The following is a 26,254-nucleotide window of genomic DNA, read 5'->3' on the forward strand; positions in this document are numbered from 1 at the left end:
GCATGAAAGTGTTAAAGCCCGGACTGCTCACAACGGTTCAGGATATAGGCAGAACGGGGTATCAAAAATACGGCGTGCTGGCAAGCGGCGCCATGGACACGGTATCGCTTCGAATCGCAAATCTGCTGATCGGAAACAGCGAAAAAGAAGCCGGCCTTGAAATTACGCTGATGGGTCCCGGCCCGTCGCTTTATGTGTCAGAACCAATGCTGATTGCCGTAACAGGAGCGGACTTTACCCTGCGTGTGAATGATGAGGAAGCGCCTCTTTGGAAACCTGTGCTCGTTAAGGGAAACAGCACGGTCACCTTCGGCCCCTGCAAACTCGGCAGCCGCGCTTATTTGGCGACAGCCGGCGGCTTCAATGTACCTGCTGTGATGGAAAGCAAAAGCACGTATGTCAGAGCGGGCATCGGCGGATTTCACGGAAGAGCGCTTCAGAAGGAAGATGAACTGCCGATCGGAGAGATGTCATCTCTTTCGAAAACCATCGTCTCCCGCTTGAGCCAACACCTTGGCCAGCGAGGATTTGCGGCGCCGAACTGGTCAGTCAGCCGATACAGATTTCTGCCGTTAAAAAAGAATCCGGTGATCCGAGTGCTGGAAGGAAAACAATTCTCTTTTTTCACAGAAGAATCGAAAACGCGGTTTTATGAAGAAACGTTTCGTGTCACTCCGCAGTCCGATCGTATGGGCTACAGGCTCAAAGGGGAACCGCTTGAATTGAAGGCGCCGCTTGAGATGGTGTCAGAGGCGGTTACATTTGGGACAGTTCAGGTGCCGCCTGACGGCAATCCGATTATCCTGCTTGCAGACCGGCAGACGACGGGAGGTTATCCGAGGATCGCTCACATCATTTCAGCTGATCTTCCGATTGCCTCGCAAATCATGCCGGGTGAGCACGTCCAATTTGAGCCTGTATCCCTTCAGGAAGCGGAAGCGCTTTTCATTGAACGGGAAGCGCATCTAAAAGAACTGAAAACAAGAATGAAAATGGAATGGCTGACATAACAAAGGGGATGGAATGATGCAGAATAAAAACAAAACCGTAGTGAAATCTATGGCGCTGCTCAATTTGTTTTTGCATGAACCAAGCCTTACTTTAAGCGAACTCGTTTCCCTGTCAGGAATGCCGAAAACCTCTGTTCACCGTATGGTCAGCTCACTGGAAGAAATGGGGTTCCTCAATCGAGACCCATCCGGCGTTTATACGCTTGGACTGGTATTTTTGGAATTCGGACAGCTTGTCGCGGACAGACTCGATATCAGAAAAATAGCCAAGCCTGTGATGGAAGAGCTTTGCCGTGAAGTAGATGAAGCCGTTCATTTGATCATGAGGGACGGAAATGAAGCGATCTACGTGGAGAAGATTGAAGGGACACAAACCGTTCGCCTCTACACTGCAATCGGCCGGCGTTCTCCTCTGTACGCCGGGGCATGTGCCCGGAGCATTTTGTCCTTTCTGCCCCGTGAAGAAATTGAAGCGTACATCAAACAGACAGAGCTCATTCCGATCGGTTCAGGGACCATTACAGATCCGTCAAAGCTTCTTGAGGCCATTGAGGCCTCGGTGCAAAACGGCTATACCGTCAGCTATTCAGAACTCGAAAACTATACGGCCGCTATTGGCGCGCCGATTTTTAACCATCATCACCAGGTGGCGGCCGGCATCAGTATTGCAGGGTTTGAAGCGAGATTTACAGAAGACAGGCTGCCGTACTTAACGGAAAAGGTGAAACAAGCCGCTTTGCAGATTTCCAGAAAAATAGGGTATCCATAAGTAGCCGATCTTTTCTCTGCTGCGTACATTAACGTATCGACGTTCATGAGTGGAGGAAAGATCATGGTGCTTCAGTATACAGCGCTCGGAGATTCTTTAACGACGGGGAGAGGCTCTGGGCTGTTTTCTGCAGGATTTGTCCAGCGCTTCAGAGACATGATGGAAGCCGATCTGAAATCAAAAACAGCCGTATCGGTTTTCGCCAAATCCGGTCTTGATACAGAGGAAATCCTCGGGCTCCTGTCATATCCCTATGTGCAAAAACAAATTCAAGCCGCTGATATGATTACGATCACAGGGTGCGGAAATGATCTCATTGAATCTGTATTATCCTATCAATCTTCTCAGGATGAAACGATTTTCAGCCGTGCGTCCGCGCATTGTCATGAGAATTTTGAAAAGATGATTGCCCAAATCGCCAATATCAAAGGGTCAGATCCATCACCTTACGCCATCCGTGTTTTTAATTTATACAACCCGTTTCCCAGCATTGGCATTGCTGATCAATGGATTGCTTCATTTAATTCGCATTTGAAAACGCTGGCAACAGCACCTCATGTTAAAATCGCTGACGTTTACAGTGTCTTTAAAGGGAAAGAGCAGGAATACCTGTCTTTCGACGGTGTCCATCCGAATAGCAGCGGCTATCAGGCAATGGCCGAAGTGCTCCGAGGAATAGGTTATCGAGAATGATCAGTTTCATAGAAAACGCGCCTGATCACTGGCGCGTTTTTTTATATGAATTCAAATATTAAAAGAAACTTAAATTTCCCCGTCTCATGTTCTATATACAAAAAAAGTGCGCTAGAATAATGGAGGGCAAAGGCAAATATAGGCATAACGCTCAATATTTCGTATATAAGGAAGGATGGTCCTTTTGTTTCGCATTTTTAAAATGTCTTTTGCGGTTATCATTATCATACTGGCGCTTATCGCTTTTAACTATACGGAACACACCTCTGTTATCCAATCTGTCATGCTCGTTTTCCTGGGCGCTGTCATGTTTATTCAGGGGCTTGAAGAACGCAAAAAAGAAAACGACAGCTCAGGAGCATTTAACATCTATACTGCCGTTTTCGTTTGGTCTGTTTCTCTCATCGGTTTTACGCTTTATATGATATAAATCTATGATACATCCAGAAAATGCTCAACCGTCGGGAACGGCGTATAGAACCGATGCAGCAAGGCTTTCCACTCTTTGTACTCGGAAGACCCGCGAAAGCCTTCAGTGTGGTCCTCAAGCGTTTCCCACTCTACGAGCAGCAGGTACTTATGTGTTTCTTCCATACATTTTGATAAAGAATGTGTGATATAGCCCTTCATTCCGGCAATGATCGGCGCCGCCAGCCGGAACGCGTCCTCAAATTCTTGTTCAAGCCCCTCTTTAATATGAAGCATAGCTGCTTCTCTGACCATGTGATCCCTTCTTTCCTCTTTTCAAATAGTTTACAGGAAACGAAAGGAGATTTCTGCAAAAACGATGAACCTTTTCCTTCATTTTCAAAAAAATCTTGCACGTACTAATTCATTTAAGAGAAAATAACAAGTGGAAGGCAGGGGAAAGTCATGTGTAAAAAGTGTATTCTACTATTATTTCTATGTATCGGGCTGATCGGATTAATCGGATGCTCCAAAACAGATTCACCAGAGGACCGAATGGAAGCATTCGTAAAACAGTGGAACGATCAGCAATTCGATGACATGTATCAAAGCCTGACCAAAGATGTAAAAAAAGAAATCTCCAAAAAGGATTTCGTCAGCAGATATAAAACCATCTATGAGCAGGCAGGCGTAAAAAATCTGAAAGTCACTGCGGGAAAAGTGGACGAGGATGATAAAGACAATAAAACGATGAAGCACATCCCATACAAAGTCAGCATGGACACAAATGCGGGCAAAGTCAGCTTTAAAAATACCGCTGTGCTGAAAAAAGAAAAAACAGATGATGAGGAGTCATGGAATATAGATTGGGACCCATCGTTTATTTTCAAGCAGCTGGCTGATGACAAAACCGTTCAAATCGCCAGCATTGAACCGAAACGCGGCCAAATCTACGATAAAAACGGGAAAGGCTTAGCCGTCAACACAGATGTTCCGGAAATCGGAATTATTCCCGGAGAACTTGGCGATAAAAAAGAGAAAGTCATAAAAGAGCTCGCGAAAAAACTGGATGTAACTGAAGATGACATCAACCAGAAGCTGAAACAAAGCTGGGTCAAAGATGATTCATTCGTGCCGGTCAAAAAAGTAAAACCGGACGAAGAAAAGTTAGTGTCTGAAGTGACGTCATTAAAAGGCGTCACAAGAACAAATGTCAGCTCGCGCTATTATCCGTATGGCGAAAAAACAGCTCATCTGACAGGCTACGTTCGCGCGATTACGGCGGAAGAACTGAAGAAAAAGAAAGACGGAACATACAGCGATACGTCAAACATCGGAATCGCAGGTCTTGAAAATGTGTATGAAGATAAGCTCAGAGGCACAACAGGATGGAAAATCTACGTTCCGCAAACCGGCGAAGTCATCGCTGAAACGAAAGCGAAAGACGGTGAGGATTTACATCTCACAATTGATATCAAAACGCAAACAAAGCTTTATGACGAGCTGAAGGATGACAGCGGGGCGGCAGTCGCACTGCAGCCGCAGACAGGTGAAACACTGGCTCTTGTCAGCGCGCCTTCTTACGATCCAAACGGATTTATCTTCGGATGGAGCGATAAAGAATGGAAAAAACTAAACGAAGACAAAAACAATCCGTTTTCGGCGAAATTCAACAAAACATATGCACCAGGATCCACGATTAAACCGATCGCTGCTGCTATCGGCCTGAAAAACGGCACGCTTAAAGCCGCAGAGAAGAAAACTATCAAAGGGAAACAGTGGCAGAAAGATTCAAGCTGGGGCGGCTATTCTGTTACACGAGTGTCTGACAGCTTAGAGCAAGTGGATTTGGAACATGCCCTGATCACGTCAGACAATATTTACTTTGCGCAAAACGCGCTTGATATGGGAGCGGACACCTTTACAAAAGGCATGAAAACATTTGGGTTTGCAGAGGATATTCCATTTGAATTCCCAGTCCAGCAATCGTCAATCGCAAACGACAAGCTTGACTCAGACATTTTGCTTGCGGATACAGGCTACGGACAGGGACAAATGCAGATGTCTCCGCTTCACCTAGCGGCAGCTTACACGCCATTTGTCGATAATGGAGACCTCGTGAAACCGACGCTTATCAAGAAAGACTCACAAACCGCTGATGTCTGGCACAAACAAGTGCTCACAAAAGAAGGAGCCGCCGATATTACAAAAGGGTTGAAAGGCGTAGTCGAAGATGAGCGCGGGTCAGCGTATCAGCCTGTCGTAAAAGGAATCACTGTGGCTGGAAAAACGGGAACAGCCGAGCTGAAAAAATCAAAGGATGATAAAGACGGCACCGAAAATGGCTGGTTCGTCGGCTATGACTATAAAAACAAAGACCTGCTTGTCGCGATGATGATTCAAAATGTTCAAGATCACGGCGGCAGCCACTACGTAGTCGAAAAAGCAAAAAAGCAATTTCAATCGAAATAAAACCTTTTTAACGGGAGTGAAAGGAAAAAGGGCGTCTGAGGCCGAATGATCTAGTAAGGGGCAAAAACCCGGTTTATAAAGAAAAGAGGGATTTTGCATGCAGCGTATTCATTTGGCGGAGGATCTTCAATTTTCAAGAGTGATACACGGGCTTTGGCGTCTGAATGAATGGAACTATTCAGACGCTGAGCTGCTCAGTCTCATTGAGTGGTGTGTCGATCAAGGCATTACCACCTTTGATCATGCGGATATTTACGGGGGCTACACGTGCGAAAAAGGGTTTGGAAATGCTCTTGCTCTTTCACCCGGATTAAGGGAAAACATAGAGCTGGTCACAAAATGCGGCATCGTTCTTGAATCACCTGAACGCCCTGCTCACAGATCGCACCATTATAATACAAGCAAAACACACATTCTCGCGTCTGTTGAACAGTCGCTTTTGAATCTCAGAACGGATTATATCGATGTGCTGCTGATTCACAGACCGGACCCGCTCATGGACCCGGAAGGAGTGGCTGAGGCGTTTCATGCGCTGAAAAGCTCCGGGAAGGTCAGATATTTCGGTGTGTCGAACTTTAAAGGCCATCAATATCGGATGCTGGAATCGTATCTGCCTGAAAAGCTTGTCACCAATCAGATTGAGCTTTCCGCATATGAATTAGAAAATATTCAGGACGGCACATTGAACCTGTGTCAGGAAAAACGGATTTCTCCGATGGCCTGGTCGCCGCTTGCAGGCGGTAAAGTATTCGCCGGAAACACGGAAAAAGATCGGCGCATTCGCACGGCGCTTGAAACTGTTCAGGCTGAAATCGGTGCCGCCTCATTGGACGAGGTGATGTACGCATGGCTGTTCACGCATCCGGCCGGCATCATGCCGATTGTCGGAAGCGGAAAACGCGAGCGTATTTCCGCCGCGGTAAACGCCTTGGCGTATAAGCTTGATCAGGATCAGTGGTTCCGTATTTATACAGCCGTACAAGGCCACGATATACCATAAAGAAAAAGCATCAGCATAACGGCTGATGCTTTTTCAATATTGTCACACAGCTTAGTGCCAAATTCCCATTTATAAGTGATTGAATCCTGTTTGAAAGCGTTTTATATTAATATAGAAACCCTCTTTTTTTCCTCTTCCTATATCTCCATGCGACTTCATCCGCACATCACGAATGTCTGGAGGCCTTTTTATGTATATGACTGCAAGAGAACAAAAGCTTTTAAAGCATTTATTACTACTGAACCGATATGTAACCGTAACGGAGCTGGCTGAGCTGATGGAAGTGAGCACCAGAACCATTCACAGGGAGCTGAAATCAATCAAGCCGCTGATGGAGACTGTGGGGCTCAAGCTCGATAAACAGCCCGGCAAAGGCTTGAAGGCGGTAGGAAGTCCCGAAGATAAACAAAAGCTGCTCACCGAGCTGTCACATGAACAGCATGAATACAGCGCCGACGAACGAAAACTGCTGATTCTCTGTTCGCTATTAGAGTCCCAAGAACCGGTGAAGCTGTACACGCTCGCTCATGATCTGCAGGTCACCAATGCTACGGTCAGCTACGATTTAGATGAGCTGGAGAAATGGATTTCTCCGTTCGGGTTAACACTGATCCGAAAAAGAGGCTTTGGCATCCAGCTGATGGGGCCGGAGAACGCGAAACGAAAAATTGTCGGCAATCTGATTGTGAACCGCCTCGATATCCAAATGTTTTTGGAAGCGGTTGAATTAAACATTAAAGGAAAAGCTGATTCCACCGAGAAGATGTTCGGGGTTGTCAGCAAAGGCGAGCTGTTAAAAATGGAGCGGATTTTATTCCAGCTGAAAGAAAAAATCGCATTTTCTCTATCTGACAGCTCCTATATAGCGCTTGTCGTTCATCTGACGTTTGCGATCGAACGCATTAAACTGGGCGAGACGATCAGCATGGAAGAGAGCGAGCATGATGAACTCAAGAGTGCAAAAGAATACAGCTCCGCTCTGGAAATCGCGGGCGAGCTTGAACGTGCTTTCGGCGTAACGATCCCGGAAGCGGAGGTCGGCTATATTACGATCCATCTGCGAAGCGCCAACCGCAAATACAAAACAGAATACAGAGCGCAGGAAATAGAGCTTGAAACAGCCTTGCAAACAAAACGGCTGATCGCTTTTATTTCAGAAAAAATCAGAATGGATCTGACGAAAAACTACTCTTTATATGAAGGTTTGATTGCCCATTTGGAGCCGGCCATCAGCCGCATGAAAGAAAACATCGACATCTATAATCCAATGAAGGAACAGATCAAGCGCGATTATTTTCTGCTGTATATGGCGATAGAAGAGGGCGTGGAAAAATTTTTCCCGGACATGTCCTTTTCTGATGATGAAATCGCCTTTATCGTTCTTCACTTCGGTTCAGCGCTTGAAATCAAAAAAGAAGAAGCAAAAGTGAAAGCGCTTGTTGTCTGCTCAAGTGGAATCGGTTCTTCGAAAATGCTTGCTTCGAGATTGAAGAAAGAGCTGCCTGAAATTGAATCGTTTGATATGTCATCACTGATCGAACTGAAGGACCGCGACACTCATGCCTATGATATGATTGTGTCCACTGTGCCGATCCCTTATCAAAACATCGACTATATTATGGTCAGCCCGCTTTTAAATGAGGAAGACGCAAACCAGGTAAAGCAGTATATCAAGCGGAAAATCCCGCTCATTCTTGAGAAAAAAAGAAGCCCGAAGGAAGAGACGCGGCAAGCCCACATCCCTGACATGCTGGCAGCGGCGGAAAGCGTGGGACGATACATGGCGGTGATTCAAGACGTCTTGCGCCATTTTTCACTCACTGAAATGAAAACAAAGCCGGATCACGGCATGCTGCTGTTTGAGCTTTTTCAACAGCTGAAAAAGGATGGCCTCATCCGAGATCCGAAAAAAGCGGCGGATTGCCTTGCAGAACGCGAAAAACAAGGGGGATTGGGCATACCGGGTACAAACATGGCGCTTTATCATCTCAAAAATGATCATATCGTCCTGCCTTTTTTCAAAATGTATGACCTCAGCACATCTTTTGAAGTTAATGGCATGGACGGAAATACCCTCGATATGACAAGAATTCTCGTCATGATGGCGCCGGCCACATTATCAGCTGAAGGCTCAGAGATTTTGAGTGCGATCAGCTCTGCCATTATTGAAAGCGGAGAAAGCATGGCGGGCTTTCAGGAGGAAGGGGAACGAGAACTGTATCAGCGTTTAAACCGCATCTTTTTCACATGGATGAAAGAAAAAAACATCCCGTAATCACCTATTTCACACGCCAAAAAAAGGCGTGTGTTTTTGTATGGATGCAGCACAAAATAAAAAAATGCGGGACTATTTTATCATTCTGTAATGGAATAATTCCAAAATGAAATAGTTTTACAAGTTATCTTTTTTGGGTTAAAATGGGTGAGGTAAGGAAGGTAATCTAACAAATTATTGAAGATTCAAGAGAATATAGGAGATGACAATATGGAAACATTACAGCATCTGATTCTGCATGACATGCCGAATAGCGAAGAAATAGAAGCTGTAAAAAGCGGAGCCCACACACTGACATATGCAGCATATCACAAACGGATCAATCAGCTGGCGAATGCTCTGCTTCAAAAAGGAATTCAAAAAGGCGACCGTGTGGCATTGCTTTGCAAAAATGGCCACCCCGCATCAACCATTATGTTTGCCGCACTTGAAATCGGGGCCGTTGTAGTGCCCGTCAGCTGGCAGCTGAAACCATACGAGATGACAGGCATTTTAAAAGCAAGTGAACCGAAAGCATTGTTTTACGGAACGGAATTTAAAGAGATAATGGATGAAGTGCTGCCTGAGCTGTCTTCTGTGCGTTTGATCATGGAAACAGGAACAGCGTATGAGACGTCTCCAGTGTTTGAAGCGCTTTTTGCAGGACCTGATCATTTACCAAAAGCAGAAACGGTTTCTCCGGATGATACAGCGCTTCTGATGTTTACGTCAGGGACAACAGGAAACCCGAAAAGATGCATGATCACCCATGGCGGTATATATAATTACGTATCAAAGTCAAATAGCTCAAGCGCACGAATGAAAAATCTGCGTTTTCTTGCGTGCCACCCGATTTATCATACAAGCGCGCTTATTTGTATCATGCTTGGAACGTTTGCGGGAACCACGTTTATTTTTACAAAGGATCAAGATCCCGTTCGTATGCTGAAGGTCATTGAAGAAGAAAAAATTCAAACCATTATGGCCCTTCCTGTGTTTTACACATATTTGCTTGAGGCGTGGGAAGAACATCAAACCGATCTGTCCTCGCTCATCATTTTGATGACAGGCGGAACAAAAGTGCCTAGCAGCCTGATTCAGCGGTATCTTGATATCGGCATCCAGCTCGCTCACGGTTACGGAAGCACAGAAGCTTGGGGAATCAGCACATGGGTTCCTGAAATGGGAATGGATAAAGCGGCATCTGCCGGTAAACCCGTTGCTGATGTTCAAGTCAAGGTAGAAGATCCTGAGACGAGAGAAGAGCTGCCGCAAGGTGAAATCGGAGAAATCGTGGTGCACAGCCCATTCTTATTTAAAGGCTATGAGGAAAACCCTGAAGCGACAGCAAAAGTGCTGCAAAACGGCTGGTTCAGAACCGGAGATTCAGGCTACGTGGATGAGGACGGCTTTATCTTCATCACCGGACGCTACAAGGATGTCATTATTTACGGAGGCGACAATGTCTATCCTGATCAGGTTGAAGAAGTCATCCAGCAGATCCCGGGCATCCTTGAAACAGCAGTGGTCGGGATACCAGACCCGCTGTACGGAGAAAAACCAAAAGCCTTTATCGTCACTAACGGCACTCAGGAAATAACAGAAGCGGATGTCATTGCATTCTGTAAAGAACGCTTGTCCGCTTACAAAATTCCTGAAATCGAATTCGTAAAGGAACTTCCGAAAAATAATCTCGGCAAAGTGAAAAAAGATGTCTTGCGCAAGCAAGCCGTACATTCATAAAAGAAAAGCCCGTCATTTATGTGACGGGCTTTTTTGCGGTTGCGCAGACTGAAAGCTCAGGTTTAATGTCTTTATATTGGATATCAATGTCTTTGAAGCCTGCCGCTTTCAGGTCAGCAAGCATCTGTTTTCCGAACGATTCAGTTTTCTCGGGACCGGCATCTGCTTCCCGGGGCTGCATCGTAATAGCTGCTTTGCCGCCGGATTTTAATGCTTGAAAAATCTGTTTGATGCCTTCTTGCTGGTCTTTCCAAATCGTGTAGTTGTTAACGGAAATGACTTTATCGTAATACGCGGCGGGGAGGGGGAACGTTTCAATGCTGCCCTGTATCAGGCGAACACGGTCTGTTTTTAATCTGTGTGCAGCCAGCTTCAGCATAGCCTCTGATACATCAATCCCATGGATATGCACACTCTTTTCGCGTTTCAGCATCTGCTTCATGCAGTATCCCGGTCCAAAACCGACTTCTAGAATGCGGTCTCCGCGTGTTAAGCCAAGCTGATCTATTGTCCACTGATTCAGTGTTTTATTTTCAGCAGCCATGATGTATCCGGCAAGTATGCCGAACATCCCCTTCGGTCTGCTGAATTTTTTAGAAAGCATGTTAATCATTCAGCAACCTCCTTTTCACATCATTTTCCTCCTTGCGTTTCATGTGAAACATTTTTCTGATAAAGCATTCCGAAGGTGCTCATCCATGTTTACCCAGAGTATGCACGAGGTACACAACAAATAGACATGAAAAACAAAGGAGGAGAATCATCATGGCAAACTATCCGAAAGAACTGCCGGCACAAACCCAAAATCGCCAGCCGGGAATCGAAAGCGAAATGAATCCAAGTCCGGTATATGAATACGAGCATTATAAAGGTGCGGATAAATTAAAAGGAAAAGTCGCACTCATTACAGGCGGTGACAGCGGAATCGGACGTGCGGTATCTGTCGCTTACGCAAAGGAAGGCGCTGACATCGCCATTGTATATAAGGATGAGCAGGGAGATGCTGAAGATACAAAAAAACGCGTTGAACAAGAAGGCGTGAAATGTCTCTTAATCCCCGGAGATGTAGGCGAAGAGGAGTTCTGTAATGAAGCGGTTGAAAAAACAGTCAATGAGCTCGGCCGTCTGGATATCCTTGTGAACAATGCCGGTGAGCAGCATCCGAAGGAAAGTATCAAAGATATTTCAAGCGAACAGCTTCACCGCACATTCAAAACAAACTTTTATTCACAATTTTATTTGACTAAAAAAGCAATTGATTATATGAAACCAGGCAGCGCGATCATCAATACGACTTCCATCAACCCTTATCGCGGTAATCCGACGCTGATTGATTATACGGCAACGAAAGGCGCGATCAATGCCTTTACAAGAACAATGGCGCAGGCGCTTGTCAAAGACGGTATTCGTGTAAATGCGGTAGCGCCGGGACCAATCTGGACACCGTTAATTCCGTCTACATTCTCAGAAGATACAGTCGCTCAATTTGGGCAAAATACGCCGATGGGCCGTCCGGGTCAGCCTGTTGAGCATGTCGGCTGCTATGTGCTGCTGGCATCAGATGAATCATCCTATATGACAGGACAAACGCTGCATGTAAATGGCGGAGACTTTGTGACGACGTAAGAGGGAGTGAGGAAATGAGCATCACGAAAGAAGAAGTAAACAGCTACTATCAAAAAGCCGGTATTGTCTTAACGGATGATGAAGTAGAACAAATTCAGCTCATGGACTACGGCTTGGGAAAAGAACGAAAATCCGGGCTCCAGCTCTTTGTCTATGTGAATACAGACCGTTATTGTTCAAAGGAACTGGTGCTGTTTCCGGGACAGACTTGCCCGGAGCATCGCCATCCGCCGGTTGACGGGCAGGAAGGCAAGCAGGAGACCTTCCGCTGCCGCTACGGAAAAGTGTATCTTTATGTTGAAGGAGAAAAAACGCAGCTTCCAAAGGTTCTTCCTCCTCAAGAGGATAGAGAATACTATACAGTCTGGCATGAGATCGAGCTTGAACCCGGCGGGCAATATACAATTCCGCCGAACACGAAGCATTGGTTCCAGGCCGGGGAGGAAGGCGCAGTCGTAACGGAAATGTCTTCGACTAGCACAGACAAACACGATATCTTTACCGACCCTAGAATTTAAGGATGAGGCTTAAAAAGCCCATCCTTTTTTATATTGAAAAAAACGGAAACACCGTTATAATGGGTAAAAAAGGAAAGAGGGCGAGGGAGATGTTCACCTGCAGTGTAAACGGGCACATTACCATCCGGTTATTAGAGCCAAAGGATGCGGATCGGCTGGCAGCGATTATTCATGAGAACCAACAGCGAATCAGTGAATGGCTATTCTGGGCTGAAAATCCAAGTGATGCCGAAACGTACAGGGAAACCCTCATTCCCGATTGGCGGCGTCAGTATGCTGACCTGAACGGAATCGAAGCGGGGATTCTGTATGACGGCAGCTTGTGCGGCATGATTGGCCTGCATAACCTTGACCAAGTGAATAAAAAAGCGGAAATTGGCTATTGGATTGACGGGGAATACGAAGGAAAAGGCATTATCACTGCCGCCTGCCGGGCACTCATCACATATGCTTTTCAGGACCTGGAATTGAATCGGGTTGCCATCTGCGCGGCTGTCGGAAATCACAAAAGCAGAGCGATCCCGGAGCGCCTCGGCTTTCAAGAGGAAAGAACAGCAAGGGAAGGCATATTCATTAAAGGCAAGTTCCACGACCTCGTCTATTACAGTTTGTTAAAGCGTGAATGGGAAGCAGAAAAATAAAGAGCGCATTTTCTTGTTTAAATCGTTCCCGGATGTGGAAAAGTAACAGCGGAGACGTTAAAAAGGAGTGATTCGAGATGAATCAGCAAGATATTAAACAAAAAGTGCTTGATGTTCTAGATCACCATAAAGTAGGTTCGCTCGCAACGGTTCAAAAGGGCAAACCCCATTCCCGCTACATGACTTTCTTCCATGACGGGCTGACGATTTATACACCGACAAGCAAAGAAACTCATAAAGCTGAAGAAATTGAGAATAACCCTAATGTGCACATTTTATTAGGTTATGATTGTGAAGGCTTTGGTGATGCGTATGTCGAAGTCACAGGAAAAGCAAAAATAAACAATTCATCAGAATTGAAAGACAAAATCTGGAGCTCTAAATTGGAGCGCTGGTTCGACGGCAAGGATGACCCGAATCTGGTGATTCTTGAAATCGAACCGGAAGATATCAGGCTAATGAATGCGGGAGAGAAAACACCAGTCTCACTCGAATTATAATAAAAGTTTGTATTTGCAGGGGCGATATGTTATCATGAATAGCTAAGCAAGAAAAATAAGCAAATAAAAAAGAAAGTAAACTTCTTTTTTCTGTTTTGAGAGAGAAGCTTTTACCGCTTCACAAGCAGCAAACCAGCTGCCCTTATTCTTTTCCTTCATAACAAATCGCCCCTAACGATGAGATGGAAAAAAGACTTTTTTGTTTTACAATTCACACCGGCGCGGCTTCGGAGCCGCAGTGACGATTGAGAGGTAGGGCTTTCGTTGTCTTGTGTTCAAGAAATTTCCATGGTGTTTACTTTCCAGAATGATTCTTCGGAACAATGCTACATGAATCGAACCCGCCCGAATCGGCGGATAATATAATCTTTATTTGCGTATAGAAAAGAATAAGACAAACCGCTCGGCGTAAGCCGGCGGTTTTTTATTGTGAAAAAAACAAATCACACATGAAACTTCTCGTTGTTTCCTTCAGTCTTATCACTAGGATGAAACTGGAGGAAAGAATACTGTGCATGTCATTACAACACAAGTCGTTTTTATTTTCTGTTTTTTGTTATTGATTCACTCAATAGAGACCCTTGCCTATGCCACAAGGCTTTCAGGGGCCCGGGTAGGATTTATCGCATCCGCGCTTTCCTTGTTTAATGTCATGGTAATCGTGTCAAGAATGTCGAACATGGTGCAGCAGCCCTTCACGGGGCGCTTAATTGACGATGCCGGAAAAAACGCGCTGGCGCTCGTAGGCGAGCAATTCCGGTTCCTGATCTTTGGCTCGACGGTTGGGACTATTGTGGGCATTATCCTGCTCCCGTCGTTTGTCGCCCTGTTTTCACGTGCGATCATCCACTTGGCGGGCGGGGGCGGCTCCGTTTTACAAGTTTTTCGGAAAGGATTTTCTAAGAATGGATTTAAAAATGCCTGCTCCTATTTGCGTCTGCCGTCTGCTTCGTATTTGAAGGGATTTCACATGCGCTTGATTCCAAAACGGCTGTTTGTCATCAACATGCTGATTACGTCCATTTATACAATTGGCGTGCTCTCCGCATTGTACGCAGGGCTGTTAGCACCCGAGCGAAGCACGACGGCGGTTATGGCATCAGGCTTAATCAACGGAATTGCGACGATGCTGCTGGCCATTTTTGTTGACCCGAAAGTGTCAGTTCTTGCCGATGATGTGGCAAAAGGAAAACGAAGCTACGTTTATTTGAAATGGACCTCTGTGACAATGGTGACGTCAAGGGTGGCGGGCACGCTTCTTGCCCAGCTTATGTTTATCCCTGGCGCATATTATATCGCGTGGCTGACAAAATGGTTTTGATAGCGAAAAGCTGACCTGGTAAAAGGTCAGCTTTTTATTTATTCGGCGATGTTGCCCATAGAGATGGCGATTCGGTTCCAGCTGTTAATCTGATTAATGATGAGGATGAGATCAACATATTCTTTTTCATTATAAAATTTACGCACCTCTTGATAAACATCATCAGGCATACGCTTGTTAGAAATAAAAGTGACATGCTCCGTCAGCAATAATGCTGCTTTTTCTTCAGGTGTATAAAAACTGCACTCTTCCCAAGCGTTTAATCCGTAAATGCGCTGTTCGGTTTCTCCCATTTTTCGGGCATCTTTCGTATGAATGTTAATGCAGTAGGCGCAGCCGTTCAATTGTGATGCTCTTATTTTCATTAGCTCTCTTGTTGTCCGGTTAATGCCTGATGTTTTCGTGTATGCCTCCATATTCATCATGATATGTAACCCATCAGGTGCTATTTGGTCGTAGGGAATCCTCTTCGTCATCATTCCATCTCCTTTCACTGCTGTATCATTATTACATGATGATTGGGTTAAAAAAGAAAACAGCCTGAAGCAGATCCAAGCTGTTTTTCTTAACAGTGCGGCGCACAACATGCCGCTTTATCATTTATTTAAAGTTTCTTAATCCGCGGTCGTACAAAAAGTTTCCAAATGGGACGAATGCGGCGACGAAACCGGCGGCTGACCATTTCAGCGACCATTTCACAGAGAACGTCACATAGGCCAACACAAGCAAATACAAAATAAACAATCCGCCGTGAACAGAACCGACAATTGTTACCGCAAGCGAAAGGCCTGCCCAATATTTGAGCGGCATGGCGACGAAAAGCAGGATTAAGAGTGACATTCCTTCAATAAAACCCATCGTGCGAAGTCTTCCGATCGGCGTTTGCAGCATAAATCGCCCTCCTTGTGGACACGTTTTCATCTATACTATAAACAATCCGGCGGGCATATATGACAAGTTTGAGAAAATGTTCGGAAAACATTCATATTTAAAAAATCTATCTTGGGCCTCAGTCTTGTCATTTACACAAATTCCCGAGATAATGTGAACAAAAATAAAAGAAGGATTTTGATATGAAACTTGACCAAATTGATTTGAATATCATTGCGGAACTGAAAAAAGACAGCCGTTTGTCCATGAGGGAGTTAGGAAGGAAAATTAAGCTGTCCCCGCCATCGGTCACCGAACGGGTGAGACAGCTGGAATCGTTTGGCATCATTAAGCAATATACGCTGGAGGTTGATCAGAAAAAACTTGGCCTTCCGGTTTCCTGTATTGTCGAGGCAACCGTCAAAAACGGGGATTACGATCGATTCAAAAGCTACATTCAAACGCTGCCGAATATTGAATTTTGCTACCGGATTGCGGGAGCGGCCTGCTATATACTGAAAATCAACGCGGAGAGCCTTGAAGCAGTAGAAGCTTTCATCAACAAAACAACGCCTTACGCCCAAACCGTCACTCACGTCATTTTCTCAGAAATTGACACGGAAAACGGGCGCGGTTAGAGAGTGCTTGTTCAAGTCTGTTATAATAAAAGGATGAGCGTGAAAGAAAGAGAAGTGATCAAGCATGTCAAAAACAGTTGTATTAGCTGAAAAACCTTCAGTCGGCCGCGATTTGGCCCGGGTGCTGAAGTGCCATAAAAAAGGGAACGGTTATCTCGAAGGAGATCAATATATTGTCACATGGGCTTTAGGCCATTTGGTGACACTTGCTGATCCGGAAGGCTACGGAAAAGAATTTCAATCATGGCGGCTTGAGGATCTGCCGATTATCCCCGAACCGCTAAAGCTTGTTGTTATCAAAAAAACCGGAAAGCAGTTCAATGCGGTGAAAGCGCAGCTTACCCGCAAAGATGTCAATCAGATCGTCATCGCCACTGATGCCGGCCGGGAAGGTGAGCTCGTCGCACGCTGGATCATTGAAAAAGCGAACGTCCGCAAACCGATCAAACGGCTGTGGATTTCATCTGTAACGGACAAAGCGATCAAGGAAGGTTTTCAAAAGCTGCGCAGCGGCAAAGAGTATGAAAATCTGTACCACTCAGCCGTTGCCAGAGCAGAAGCGGATTGGATTGTCGGCATTAACGCGACCCGTGCGCTCACCACAAAATTCAATGCCCAGCTTTCATGCGGACGTGTGCAGACGCCGACGCTAGCCATGATTGCCAAGCGCGAAGCGGACATCCAAGCCTTTAAGCCTGTACCGTATTACGGCATTCGCGCAGCAGTCGATGGAATGACGCTGACGTGGCAGGACAAAAAATCGAAGCAGACGAGAACATTCGATCAAGGCGTGACAAGCCGTTTGCTAAAAGAACTTGATGGAAAACAGGCGGTGGTCGCTGAACTGAAAAAAACAGCGAAAAAAAGCTTTGCTCCTGCGCTTTACGACTTGACGGAACTCCAGCGGGACGCCCACAAACGCTTCGGATTTTCCGCCAAAGAAACGCTCTCAGTTCTGCAGAAGCTGTATGAGCAGCACAAGCTTGTCACATATCCGCGGACAGACTCACGGTTTTTATCCAGTGACATTGTCCCAACCTTAAAAGACCGGCTGGAGGGCATGGAAGTGAAACCGTATGCCCAATATGTCACTCAAATTAAAAAGCGCGGCATCAAATCGCACAAAGGCTACGTCAATGATGCTAAGGTGTCAGACCACCATGCGATTATCCCGACTGAAGAGCCGCTTGTTCTCAGCAGTCTCAGCGATAAAGAACGCAAGCTGTATGACCTGATTGCCAAACGTTTCTTGGCTGTGCTGATGCCGGCTTTCGAATATGAAGAAACAAAGGTCATGGCAGAAATCGGCGGAGAAACCTTTACGGCGAAGGGAAAAACCGTACAGTTACAAGGCTGGAAAGCTGTTTATGATATGGCTGACGAGGATGACGAGCAGGAGGACGACAGAGATCAGACGCTGCCGGCTCTGCAAAAAGGCGCCTCGCTCACTGTTCGCACATTAACTGAAACAAGCGGCCAAACCAAACCGCCGGCCCGTTTTAATGAAGGGACGCTGCTGTCAGCTATGGAGAACCCAAGCGCCTTTATGCAGGGAGAAGAAAAAGGCCTTGTCAAAACGCTTGGCGAAACAGGCGGTCTCGGCACGGTTGCAACGCGTGCCGATATTATCGAAAAACTGTTCAACAGCTTTTTAATTGAGAAAAAAGACAAAGACATTTTTATCACCTCAAAAGGAAAACAGCTCCTGCAGCTCGTTCCTGAGGATTTGAAATCACCTGCCTTAACGGCAGAGTGGGAACAAAAGCTGTCCTCCATTGCGGCCGGAAAATTAAAATCCGCTGTCTTTATTAAAGACATGAAGGCTTATGCTAAGCAAACGGTAACAGAAATCAAAAACAGCAGCCAAACCTTCAGACATGATAACATCACGGGAACGGCATGTCCGGAGTGCGGCAAAATGATGCTGAAGGTAAACGGCAAGCGCGGCACCATGCTCGTGTGCCAAGACCGGGAATGCGGAAGCAGAAAAACGATCGCCAGAAAAACAAACGCGCGCTGCCCGAACTGCCATAAAAGAATGGAGCTTCGCGGCCAAGGAGAAGGCCAGACCTTCGCGTGTGTTTGCGGGCACCGTGAGAAGCTTTCTGTATTTGAAAAACGGAAAAACAAAGACAAAGGGCGCGCTACAAAGCGGGACGTCTCTTCTTATATGAAAAAACAAAATAAAGACGAATCGATTAACAATGCGCTGGCGGAACAGCTGAAGAAACTCGGTTTGGATCAATAAAAAGAAACCTGTGCGATTCGCACAGGTTTTTTATTGGACTTAGGTCCTGTTTTTTGAAAGTTCAAAAAGGGCAAAAAAAGCTAGTAATCTTCGTTTTTTTCTTTTATAGTTAATATAATTTGTAACATGGCAGTAATAATTTCGTCATATATTGGTGCGTCTGATTCGCTTCGGACGACAAAGGGGGACTTGCCTGTGCGGCATGTGTTGGTCGCTGCTATCTTATTTTGCTTATCTATCGGACTTTCCGCAGGGTGTGCTGAAGCTGGGAATAAAACCCTATATCAGTCTGAGGCAGATATGAATACCCGCCCGCTTCAGCCGGCGGAGTATTTCATCTATCACAATCTTATGAATGACCAAGGGCTTATCAAAACGGATTTCTCAGATCAGCCCTCCTATTTATCAGAATCGATTGGCCTGTGGATGGAGTTTTTGGTCAGCAGACAAGACGCCTCGCATTTTCAGGAGCAATATCAGCATCTGACGGATTCTTTTCTTCTGAATCATCAGTTGGTGACATGGAAGATACAAAACGGTCAAGCGAGCGGGACAAACGCGCTGATTGATGATATGAGAATCATGGTGTCTCTCGATCAGGCAGCTGCTCTTTGGGGGAGCAGCCAATATGAAAAAACGGCCCGTGATATTGGCACGGCTTTAAAGACATACAACATGTACAACGGGATGTTTACAGACTTTTACGATTTAGCCTCTCATGCCGCTTCAAAGGACGTGACGCTTTCGTATGTCATGCCCGATGCACTAGCTGTTTTGAAAAAGTATGGAATCATAGACGAAGAAACAGAACAGCGAAATGCCGATGTTCTCTATCTAGCCCCTTTAAAGAATGGTTTCCTGCCAAAGACGTACAGTGCAGAGTCGAAGCAGTACAAATATGACAGTGAAGTAAACGTCATTGACCAGCTGTACGCCGCGTGGCATTTGCCGGAAGGGGATGAAAAAGCCGCTGTGATAGCAGAGTGGGTCAAAAAGGAATTTCAGGCAAACGGAAAGCTGTACGGACGATATTCGGCAGATACGAAGGAGCCTGCCGTCCAATATGAGTCGCCGTCCGTATACGCGTTAGCTGTTTTATTTTTAACAAAACAGCATGAAGACAGCTCGGTCATCAAAGCGATTTATGATAGAATGAATGACTTTGAAATTCTTGATCCGGCGAAACCGTATTATGGGGGTTACATGAGCGGCTCCGACACGCACTCGTTCGACAATCTGCTGCCGCTGTTAGCCGAAAGGAAGCTTTTTAATGAAACGATCATTCAATGAATCACAAAAATTATATGCTTATCTTTCAGGGCTCATCGCAGCCCTGTCTCTGTTTATTTTTTATGTGTCCAACGAGCAGTCGGAGGGCTTTCTGATCATTTGCATTACATTTGTCGTGATCGGGGCCGGCATTTGGTTCGGTCCGATTTACGCGCTGGCGGTCACCTTAATCGTTCTCTTTGTTCTCGGCACGCTCATGATGTTTTTTCAGACTGGACAGGCTGTGATGTTTTCGGCTGAAGACGGGCTGCGCATGCTTATCGTGTGGGGAATTGCGCTTTTGCTGTTTTCCTTTATATCAGGAAGAATTCATGATATCGCAGCAGAGCTGCGCCATTCAGTCAAACGTCTTCAATCTGAAATCAAAAGCTTCGTGGCTGTCGATAGAGTGACGGGCTTTGATAATAAGCAAAGAATGAAACTGGAACTGTCAGAGGAAATCAAACGGGCGGAGCGCTACGGCAATTCCTTTGTCTTTTTGCTGCTTCATATGCATTATTTCAAGGAATTTAAGTCTTTGTACGGGGAGAAAGAGACCGACCTTCTCTTTCAATTCGTCAGCCGGCAAATCAGGTCAAGCGTCCGGGAAACGGATAAAAAATTCCGCCCCTCTGATGAGCGCTTCGGCATTGTGCTGACACACACGCCGGCTGAACATATGCCGGCCGTCCTGACAAAGCTGAAAAAACAGCTGGACACGTATCAGCTGACAAACGGAAAGTATGTGTCGCTTACGTTCCATGTCTGTTATTTACCTTATCGAAGAGATATAAGGACAGCTGATCAATTTTTAGAAGAACTGGAAAACGAGATGATGATGAATGAACTTTAAAAGAATAATGCTACTCTGCGTGTCCGTTCTGATGCTGACAGCTATTGCTTCTTTTCCTATTTCTGCCCAAGCGAAGGAGAAGGATGACGGCATTCTCATCATCTATTCAACCTTGGACGGCAAAGAGTCGCCTCAAGTCAAAATGCTCGATTTATTGGCCGGCCATTTTGCAACTCATGTCACGGTCAGAAAAGATTCGGATGTTACAGCATCTGATGTGAAAGGCAAAGAACATGTCATCTATTACGGGCAAACGAAAAGAAAGCTCAGCAAAAAACTGGTGTCTCTTATCAGCGGCGTAAAAAAACCCGTCGTCGCCATCGGCTATAACGCCGGACAAATCAGCCAATTTTCCGGTCTTTCCTTAACCCGAAAAGAACATGTCTATCAGATTCACAGCAGCACGGAAAAAAACGATGTCTCCTTAGAGAGCGGGCTTAACGTGCTGAGCGTATCAGGCCTGAAAGGAAAGGGGCTGTATACCTTTACAACTAGTGACGGCAAAACGAGTCCGTTTATATGGAAAACGGATAAATCAAATGTGTACATCGGCTTAACCAATCTGTTAAATGACAATCTGATCGTTGCGAAAGAGCTTCGTGAAGCATTTGGAGAGAAGGCCGGAACCGCGCTTTTATATTTGCGGCTGGAGGATATCAGCCCGATGTCTGATGAAACATTGCTGCTTCAAGCCGGTACATATCTGTACAAGAGACATGTGCCTTTTATCCTGTCAGTCATTCCTGTGTATCTGAATCCGGAAACAGGCGATAAAGTGTATTTGTCTGATAAACCGAAGATGGTCAAGGTATTGAAAAAACTGCAAAGCATGGGCGGCAGTATCATTGTTCACGGCTACACACACGCCTATCGCCACAGTGAAACAGGAGAGGGTTTCGAATTTTGGGATGCCAAGGCGGACCAGCCGATCACTTCGGAAAATGCTGATGACACCCCGTCCATTTTGGAAAAGGAACATGCTTTTCCGAACGAACAGGCCTATAAGAGCTATTTGAAGCCGTTTCAGGAAAAGGAAGAAACATATACAAGGCAAAAGCTGACGCACGCCATTGAGGATTTAACCTCGGCAGGGCTTTATCCGCTGGCATTTGAAGCCCCGCACTATACGATGTCTGAGTACGGCTATCAAATGGCTTCACAGTATTTCTCAAGCATTTTCGGGCAGGTGCAGCTCAGCGATACAACATGGAAAACCTCCGGTGCATCCCCGTTTTTGACCAAACCAGCTATGCTGCATGGGATGACGCTGTATCCGGAAACAATCGGTTTTGTCGATACATCAAAACAAAACCCGCTCGGCGATATGCAGGAGAACATATCACAGATGATTGATTTTGAAGGCGGAGTGGCCGGAGGGTTTTACCACCCTTATCTTGGGATGAAATATTTGCCGGAGCTTGTTGACCAGATGGAACGCATTCCGGACAGTGAATGGCTTGATTTGAAAAAAACGAAACAAACCGTCAAAACAGACAAAGTGGAAATCCATACAAGCGGTGACGGAACGATTCAGGTGAAAAACGGCGTAAGTGCCGTCGGCGAGTTTTTCGACCACCATCGGCAAACCCCGCTGGAAAAGGCGTTATGGATTCTCTCCGCCGTTGTGCTCTTGTATGTCGTGATGTTTGTCAGCTATACGTTTTACTTGAGAGCCACATTGAAAAAACGAATGTTTAAGGAGAGAAGAAGCCATGGGTAATACGCTGTTCTTTATCTCGCTAAGTTTAATATGGGTGATGCTTCTCTATCACATGTTTCTCATGCAAGGCGGGTTCCGCCACTACATGACCTTCGAGCGGAACATTCCGAAGTGGAGAGAAAACATGAAGGAGCTGCCGAAGGTCAGTGTGCTCATCCCGGCCCATAATGAAGAAGTTGTCATTCGGCAGACGCTGAAGGCAATGGTGAATCTTTATTATCCGAAGGACCGGCTGGAGATTATTGTGGTAAACGATAATTCTTCAGACCGGACGGGTGATATCGTCAATGAATTTTCCGAGAAATACGATTTTATCAAAATGGTGATCACAAAACCGCCTAACGCCGGAAAAGGCAAATCCTCGGCGCTCAACTCCGGTTTTGCTGAATCGAACGGCGATGTCATTTGTGTATATGACGCCGACAACACGCCTGAAAAAATGGCCGTGTATTATCTTGTTCTCGGTCTGATGAATGACGAGAAGGCAGGCGCAGTGGTGGGGAAATTCCGCGTCATCAATGCGGCAAAAACGCTGCTGACGAAGTTTATCAATATTGAAACGATCTGTTTTCAGTGGATGGCGCAGGGAGGCAGATGGAAGTGGTTCAAAATCGCTACCATTCCCGGAACCAACTTCGCGATCCGCAGAAGTATTATTGAAAAGCTCGGGGGCTGGGATGATAAAGCGCTGGCTGAAGATACCGAGCTGACCATCCGGGTGTATAACCTCGGCTATCACATCCGCTTTTTCCCGGCAGCTATTACTTGGGAGCAGGAGCCGGAAACGTGGAAGGTGTGGTGGCGCCAGCGGACGAGATGGGCGCGCGGCAACCAATATGTCGTCCTGAAGTTTTTGGCGCAGTTTTTCAAACTGAAACGAAAACGGATTATCTTTGACTTGTTTTACTTTTTCTTTACGTATTTCCTGTTTTTCTTTGGCGTGATCATGTCAAACACGATATTTGTGGTCAATCTGTTTTATGATTTGCATTTGTCGGTCGGGTTTTTGGCAATGATCCTTTGGATTTTGGCGTTTTTCTTATTTATGACGGAGGTCATGATTACGTTAAGCATCGAAAAAACAGAAATGAACAGGCAAAACTTCTTTATCGTATTTCTTATGTACTTTACGTACTCGCAGGCATGGATTGTGCTCGTGATCTATTCTTTATTCGTAGAAATCAAGCACCGTTTATTCAAGCAAGAGGTCAAATGGTACAAAACAGAACGATACAATCAACATAAAAGCGGGTGACCTTTTTGAAACAACTACTTATTTTTCTTACAAGCTTTCTGCTGCTGGCAATGACCGGACAATCGGCCTTTGCCCAAGAGATGCAGGTTGATGGCTCGCTTCTGGGCAAAAGCAGCCGTGAACAAGCCAAACAGCAGGTGCTGACAAACGATCTTATGACATTGTACGGATCAAAAGACAGCGCGGAACTGACGTATCAGATTCCGGCAGGCGCCTCTTCCGGCAGCCAGCAATTGGTGATTGAATATGAGGCATCAGATCTTTTAATTTCTCCTTCATCGTTAACGGCTGTAATTGACAATGAACCGGTAAAAACGTTAAAGCTAAACGGCGATTCAAAACGGAAAACACTGAAGCTGAACTTGAACAAAAGCCAGTCCGCTCCAGGCTATCACAGCGTATCACTGAAATTTTACGGCGTCATGAAAGAGGGCGTCTGCGTCAGACAGGATACGTCCGGCAACTGGATCAAAATTTATCCGGACAGCCGCCTGACACTGGCGGACAGCAGCGAAGCGAAGGGAACGTCACTTGAACATTACCCATACCCATTTGCCCAATCGGGAAATACAGCGGAAGAGACTGCTATTGTCATTCCGGATAACCCGAGTTCGGCAGAAATTGAAGCGGCTGTCAAAACAGAAGGCTACCTGAAAACTGCGGACAGCAGTGTCAGCATTTCGTTTGTGAAGGAATCTGAAGTGAAGCAAATCGACAAGCCGACCATTTTCATCGGAGTGGATAAGCATTGGAACGGCAAGGTGAAGAAGCTGATCAAACAAGCCGGCTTACAGGCAAAAGGAGAAAAACTTCTGCTTGCGGAGCGCGTGCTGAAAGCACAGGGCAAGCAGCAGCCGGTTCTGTTTGCACAAGCGGCATCTGATGATGTGCTCTCAGAAAAAATCAGCGTCATCGCCGATCAGACATACACCGGCCAGCTAAGCGGGGAAACACTTTCAATTGGCAAGCTTCAGAAGGCTGAAAAGCAGGTAAGCAATAAGCTGACCCTTGAGAAATTCGGGGCAGAAGATATGACAATCGGAGCTGACAAAACATCTTCAGCACATTATTTTTATCCGGCTTCTGCGATGATAGACCAAAATCAATCAGCCAAGCTGTCGCTTAAACTAAAGAAATCGGAAACGATTCAAGCAGCCGCGGCAGAAAGCGGTTCAGCCTCTCAAGCAGCAGAGCTGAAGGTCCTCATCAACGGTCAGCCGCATTCAGTTCGCCTTGATGAATTAGGGAAAGAAGATAAAAACGGATACTATCATGTCACGCTGAAAGTAGACCCGGAGCTGCTGCAGAAAAACCGCTACTTTGATATACAGTTTATCACCACGGGCTTAAAGGAAAACAACCCTTGCAACACAACGGACGAAGAGAAATGGGTCTTTATTGATAAAAGCAGCACATTGTCTTACACAATCAAAGGCACATCTCCGTCAGCCGATTTTCAAGAATGGCCGCTTCCATACGCCGGAAATCAGGAACAGGCAACACTGATTGTGCTTCCTGACAGCGTGAGCAAATCCAAGCTTAAGGAGCTTTCTCTCGTTACTGATTCCTTTGGAAGCGAAGCCCAGCAATCTTTCACAGTAAGGAAAGCATCTGAAGTTAAAGCGGAGGACGCGAAAGGCCGGAACTTAATTTTCATCGGCGGCATCAGCCAGTTCTCTCTTTTGAAAGAGAAATCTTCTGATCTGCTCGTGCCTCAAGCGAAAAACGGCTCGTTTGACGTGTCGGGCTTTGAAATGCTGAACGAGACGACGAAACAAGTGGCATTTACCCAAGCGTCTTTATGGGATTCAAATTATACGATGGCTGTTTTTGCGCCGCTGAAAGGAAATGGCGCGGCCGTCACAAAAGAAATCATCAGCTTTTTGAACAGCAATGATGACACGGCGACCGTCATCAATGAAACAAACAGCCAGCAGGTGTTTACAAACCACCAGCAGCTCAAATCGGAAACAAACAGTTCTGAAACAGAAAAAACAGCACAAGATCATGGGCAACAACTGCTGTATATCGGCGTGCTGGCTCTCATGATGGTAATTGCGGCAACCCTCATTTGGGTAACCGTTAGACGAAGAAAGAGAAAGACAGACAGAGAATAAGGCAGAGGCTGTTATCAGCCTCTGTTTTTTTATTTTTGGTTTAAATTTTCCATTTGTGGAACCTGTCATTTTATTTTTTTCTCCCGGCCGATAAGCCTCTTTACAACATACGTAAACGGGAGTATGATCTCTTTTAGAAAACAAATCGCTTAATCTGTAAACAGAGCGGGGGACCCATTTTGGCGGCATTTTGCCGCTCGGGGTGAATCCTTTTTAGGTAGGGCAAACTCTCATATGCCCGAATCCGTCAGCTAACCTCGTAAGCGTTCATGAGAGGAGATGAATGAAACCTGTGTTCGATGTTAAGGCACAGGGGCATCCGTTTGCCT

The 26,254-nt window shown here is 45.8% G+C and carries 24 protein-coding genes and 1 riboswitch; of the genes, 20 read left to right on the forward strand and 4 right to left on the reverse strand.

Going from position 1 to position 26,254, the window contains the following annotated elements; all coding sequences use genetic code 11:
• Positions 1 to 2 precede the first annotated feature (2 nt).
• The 4 genes from CJU60_RS14200 (at position 3) to CJU60_RS14215 (ending at position 2,902) form a co-directional block, all read left to right on the forward strand.
• Positions 3 to 1,010: a 5-oxoprolinase subunit C family protein gene (locus CJU60_RS14200; protein WP_081638239.1), complete on the forward strand. Its 1,008-nt coding sequence runs from the start codon at positions 3 to 5 to the stop codon at positions 1,008 to 1,010.
• A gap of 16 nt (positions 1,011 to 1,026) precedes the next feature.
• Complete coding sequence (locus CJU60_RS14205) at positions 1,027 to 1,779, forward strand: IclR family transcriptional regulator (RefSeq protein WP_024120247.1); 753 nt, start codon at positions 1,027 to 1,029, stop codon at positions 1,777 to 1,779.
• Between the two features lie 63 nt (positions 1,780 to 1,842).
• Positions 1,843 to 2,472, forward strand: a complete 630-nt coding sequence (gene lipC / locus CJU60_RS14210) for a spore germination lipase LipC (RefSeq protein WP_095714099.1) — start codon at positions 1,843 to 1,845, stop codon at positions 2,470 to 2,472.
• A gap of 184 nt (positions 2,473 to 2,656) precedes the next feature.
• On the forward strand, positions 2,657 to 2,902 hold the full coding sequence (locus CJU60_RS14215; RefSeq protein ID WP_010333057.1) for a YczI family protein: 246 nt from the start codon (positions 2,657 to 2,659) through the stop codon (positions 2,900 to 2,902).
• A 2-nt stretch (positions 2,903 to 2,904) separates the two neighbouring features.
• Here the strand turns inward: CJU60_RS14215 and CJU60_RS14220 are convergent, their stop codons facing one another.
• Positions 2,905 to 3,195 (reverse strand): antibiotic biosynthesis monooxygenase family protein, encoded by a 291-nt coding sequence (locus CJU60_RS14220; protein ID WP_024120249.1) that lies wholly within the window; start codon positions 3,193 to 3,195, stop codon positions 2,905 to 2,907.
• A gap of 150 nt (positions 3,196 to 3,345) precedes the next feature.
• Between CJU60_RS14220 and CJU60_RS14225 the strand changes: the two genes are divergently transcribed.
• The 4 genes from CJU60_RS14225 to CJU60_RS14240 all read left to right on the forward strand — a co-directional run bounded on the left by CJU60_RS14225 (position 3,346) and on the right by CJU60_RS14240 (position 10,349).
• Positions 3,346 to 5,352, forward strand: a complete 2,007-nt coding sequence (locus tag CJU60_RS14225) for a penicillin-binding transpeptidase domain-containing protein (protein ID WP_024120250.1) — start codon at positions 3,346 to 3,348, stop codon at positions 5,350 to 5,352.
• A gap of 97 nt (positions 5,353 to 5,449) precedes the next feature.
• Positions 5,450 to 6,352, forward strand: a complete 903-nt coding sequence (locus CJU60_RS14230) for an aldo/keto reductase (protein ID WP_095714100.1) — start codon at positions 5,450 to 5,452, stop codon at positions 6,350 to 6,352.
• Positions 6,353 to 6,542: 190 nt separating this feature from the next.
• Positions 6,543 to 8,627 (forward strand): BglG family transcription antiterminator, encoded by a 2,085-nt coding sequence (locus CJU60_RS14235; RefSeq protein ID WP_095714101.1) that lies wholly within the window; start codon positions 6,543 to 6,545, stop codon positions 8,625 to 8,627.
• 210 nt (positions 8,628 to 8,837) lie between these two features.
• Positions 8,838 to 10,349 (forward strand): class I adenylate-forming enzyme family protein, encoded by a 1,512-nt coding sequence (locus CJU60_RS14240; protein ID WP_024120253.1) that lies wholly within the window; start codon positions 8,838 to 8,840, stop codon positions 10,347 to 10,349.
• 16 nt (positions 10,350 to 10,365) lie between these two features.
• Here the strand turns inward: CJU60_RS14240 and CJU60_RS14245 are convergent, their stop codons facing one another.
• Complete coding sequence (locus CJU60_RS14245; protein ID WP_176471082.1) at positions 10,366 to 10,962, reverse strand: class I SAM-dependent methyltransferase; 597 nt, start codon at positions 10,960 to 10,962, stop codon at positions 10,366 to 10,368.
• 152 nt (positions 10,963 to 11,114) lie between these two features.
• Here CJU60_RS14245 and CJU60_RS14250 point away from each other — a divergent pair, with 152 nt between their 5' ends.
• The 5 genes from CJU60_RS14250 to amj all read left to right on the forward strand — a co-directional run bounded on the left by CJU60_RS14250 (position 11,115) and on the right by amj (position 14,955).
• On the forward strand, positions 11,115 to 11,975 hold the full coding sequence (locus CJU60_RS14250; protein WP_095714102.1) for an SDR family oxidoreductase: 861 nt from the start codon (positions 11,115 to 11,117) through the stop codon (positions 11,973 to 11,975).
• A gap of 14 nt (positions 11,976 to 11,989) precedes the next feature.
• Positions 11,990 to 12,493 carry a D-lyxose ketol-isomerase gene (lyxE, locus tag CJU60_RS14255; protein ID WP_024120256.1) on the forward strand — a complete coding sequence of 168 codons (504 nt, stop codon included), beginning with the start codon at positions 11,990 to 11,992 and terminating at the stop codon, positions 12,491 to 12,493.
• Between the two features lie 89 nt (positions 12,494 to 12,582).
• Positions 12,583 to 13,134 carry a GNAT family N-acetyltransferase gene (locus CJU60_RS14260; protein WP_095714135.1) on the forward strand — a complete coding sequence of 184 codons (552 nt, stop codon included), beginning with the start codon at positions 12,583 to 12,585 and terminating at the stop codon, positions 13,132 to 13,134.
• A 77-nt stretch (positions 13,135 to 13,211) separates the two neighbouring features.
• Positions 13,212 to 13,634 (forward strand): pyridoxamine 5'-phosphate oxidase family protein, encoded by a 423-nt coding sequence (locus CJU60_RS14265; protein WP_024120258.1) that lies wholly within the window; start codon positions 13,212 to 13,214, stop codon positions 13,632 to 13,634.
• A 511-nt stretch (positions 13,635 to 14,145) separates the two neighbouring features.
• The gene (gene amj / locus CJU60_RS14270) at positions 14,146 to 14,955 is read left to right on the forward strand and encodes a lipid II flippase Amj (protein ID WP_024120260.1); all 810 of its coding nucleotides are present in this window, start codon (positions 14,146 to 14,148) and stop codon (positions 14,953 to 14,955) included.
• Between the two features lie 38 nt (positions 14,956 to 14,993).
• On the opposite strand, the gene CJU60_RS14275 is transcribed toward amj, so the two are convergent.
• Both CJU60_RS14275 and CJU60_RS14280 read right to left on the reverse strand, forming a co-directional pair.
• Positions 14,994 to 15,431 (reverse strand): carboxymuconolactone decarboxylase family protein, encoded by a 438-nt coding sequence (locus CJU60_RS14275; RefSeq protein ID WP_024120261.1) that lies wholly within the window; start codon positions 15,429 to 15,431, stop codon positions 14,994 to 14,996.
• 124 nt (positions 15,432 to 15,555) lie between these two features.
• Complete coding sequence (locus tag CJU60_RS14280) at positions 15,556 to 15,846, reverse strand: DUF3817 domain-containing protein (RefSeq protein WP_010333070.1); 291 nt, start codon at positions 15,844 to 15,846, stop codon at positions 15,556 to 15,558.
• 182 nt (positions 15,847 to 16,028) lie between these two features.
• Here CJU60_RS14280 and lrpC point away from each other — a divergent pair, with 182 nt between their 5' ends.
• The 7 genes from lrpC to CJU60_RS14315 all read left to right on the forward strand — a co-directional run bounded on the left by lrpC (position 16,029) and on the right by CJU60_RS14315 (position 25,925).
• The gene (lrpC, locus tag CJU60_RS14285) at positions 16,029 to 16,463 is read left to right on the forward strand and encodes a transcriptional regulator LrpC (RefSeq protein ID WP_095714103.1); all 435 of its coding nucleotides are present in this window, start codon (positions 16,029 to 16,031) and stop codon (positions 16,461 to 16,463) included.
• Between the two features lie 64 nt (positions 16,464 to 16,527).
• On the forward strand, positions 16,528 to 18,711 hold the full coding sequence (locus CJU60_RS14290; RefSeq protein WP_095714104.1) for a DNA topoisomerase III: 2,184 nt from the start codon (positions 16,528 to 16,530) through the stop codon (positions 18,709 to 18,711).
• Between the two features lie 195 nt (positions 18,712 to 18,906).
• Positions 18,907 to 20,001, forward strand: coding sequence for a lipoprotein YdaJ (locus CJU60_RS14295; protein ID WP_095714105.1), 1,095 nt, complete (start codon positions 18,907 to 18,909; stop codon positions 19,999 to 20,001).
• Positions 19,982 to 20,833, forward strand: coding sequence for a diguanylate cyclase domain-containing protein (locus tag CJU60_RS14300; RefSeq protein ID WP_095714106.1), 852 nt, complete (start codon positions 19,982 to 19,984; stop codon positions 20,831 to 20,833). The genes CJU60_RS14295 and CJU60_RS14300 overlap by 20 nt, the downstream gene beginning before the upstream one ends.
• Positions 20,823 to 22,553 carry a DUF2334 domain-containing protein gene (locus CJU60_RS14305; protein ID WP_095714107.1) on the forward strand — a complete coding sequence of 577 codons (1,731 nt, stop codon included), beginning with the start codon at positions 20,823 to 20,825 and terminating at the stop codon, positions 22,551 to 22,553. Before CJU60_RS14300 ends, CJU60_RS14305 begins: the two co-directional genes overlap by 11 nt.
• Positions 22,546 to 23,808 carry a glycosyltransferase family 2 protein gene (locus tag CJU60_RS14310; protein ID WP_003240289.1) on the forward strand — a complete coding sequence of 421 codons (1,263 nt, stop codon included), beginning with the start codon at positions 22,546 to 22,548 and terminating at the stop codon, positions 23,806 to 23,808. The genes CJU60_RS14305 and CJU60_RS14310 overlap by 8 nt, the downstream gene beginning before the upstream one ends.
• A gap of 5 nt (positions 23,809 to 23,813) precedes the next feature.
• Positions 23,814 to 25,925 carry a cellulose biosynthesis cyclic di-GMP-binding regulatory protein BcsB gene (locus CJU60_RS14315; protein ID WP_095714108.1) on the forward strand — a complete coding sequence of 704 codons (2,112 nt, stop codon included), beginning with the start codon at positions 23,814 to 23,816 and terminating at the stop codon, positions 25,923 to 25,925.
• Between the two features lie 136 nt (positions 25,926 to 26,061).
• Positions 26,062 to 26,206: riboswitch (cyclic di-AMP (ydaO/yuaA leader) on the forward strand.
• The last annotated feature ends 48 nt before the right edge of the window (positions 26,207 to 26,254 follow it).

It is taken from the genome of Bacillus sp. 7705b (genome assembly GCF_002289525.1).
GTDB classification, from domain to species: domain Bacteria; phylum Bacillota; class Bacilli; order Bacillales; family Bacillaceae; genus Bacillus; species Bacillus halotolerans.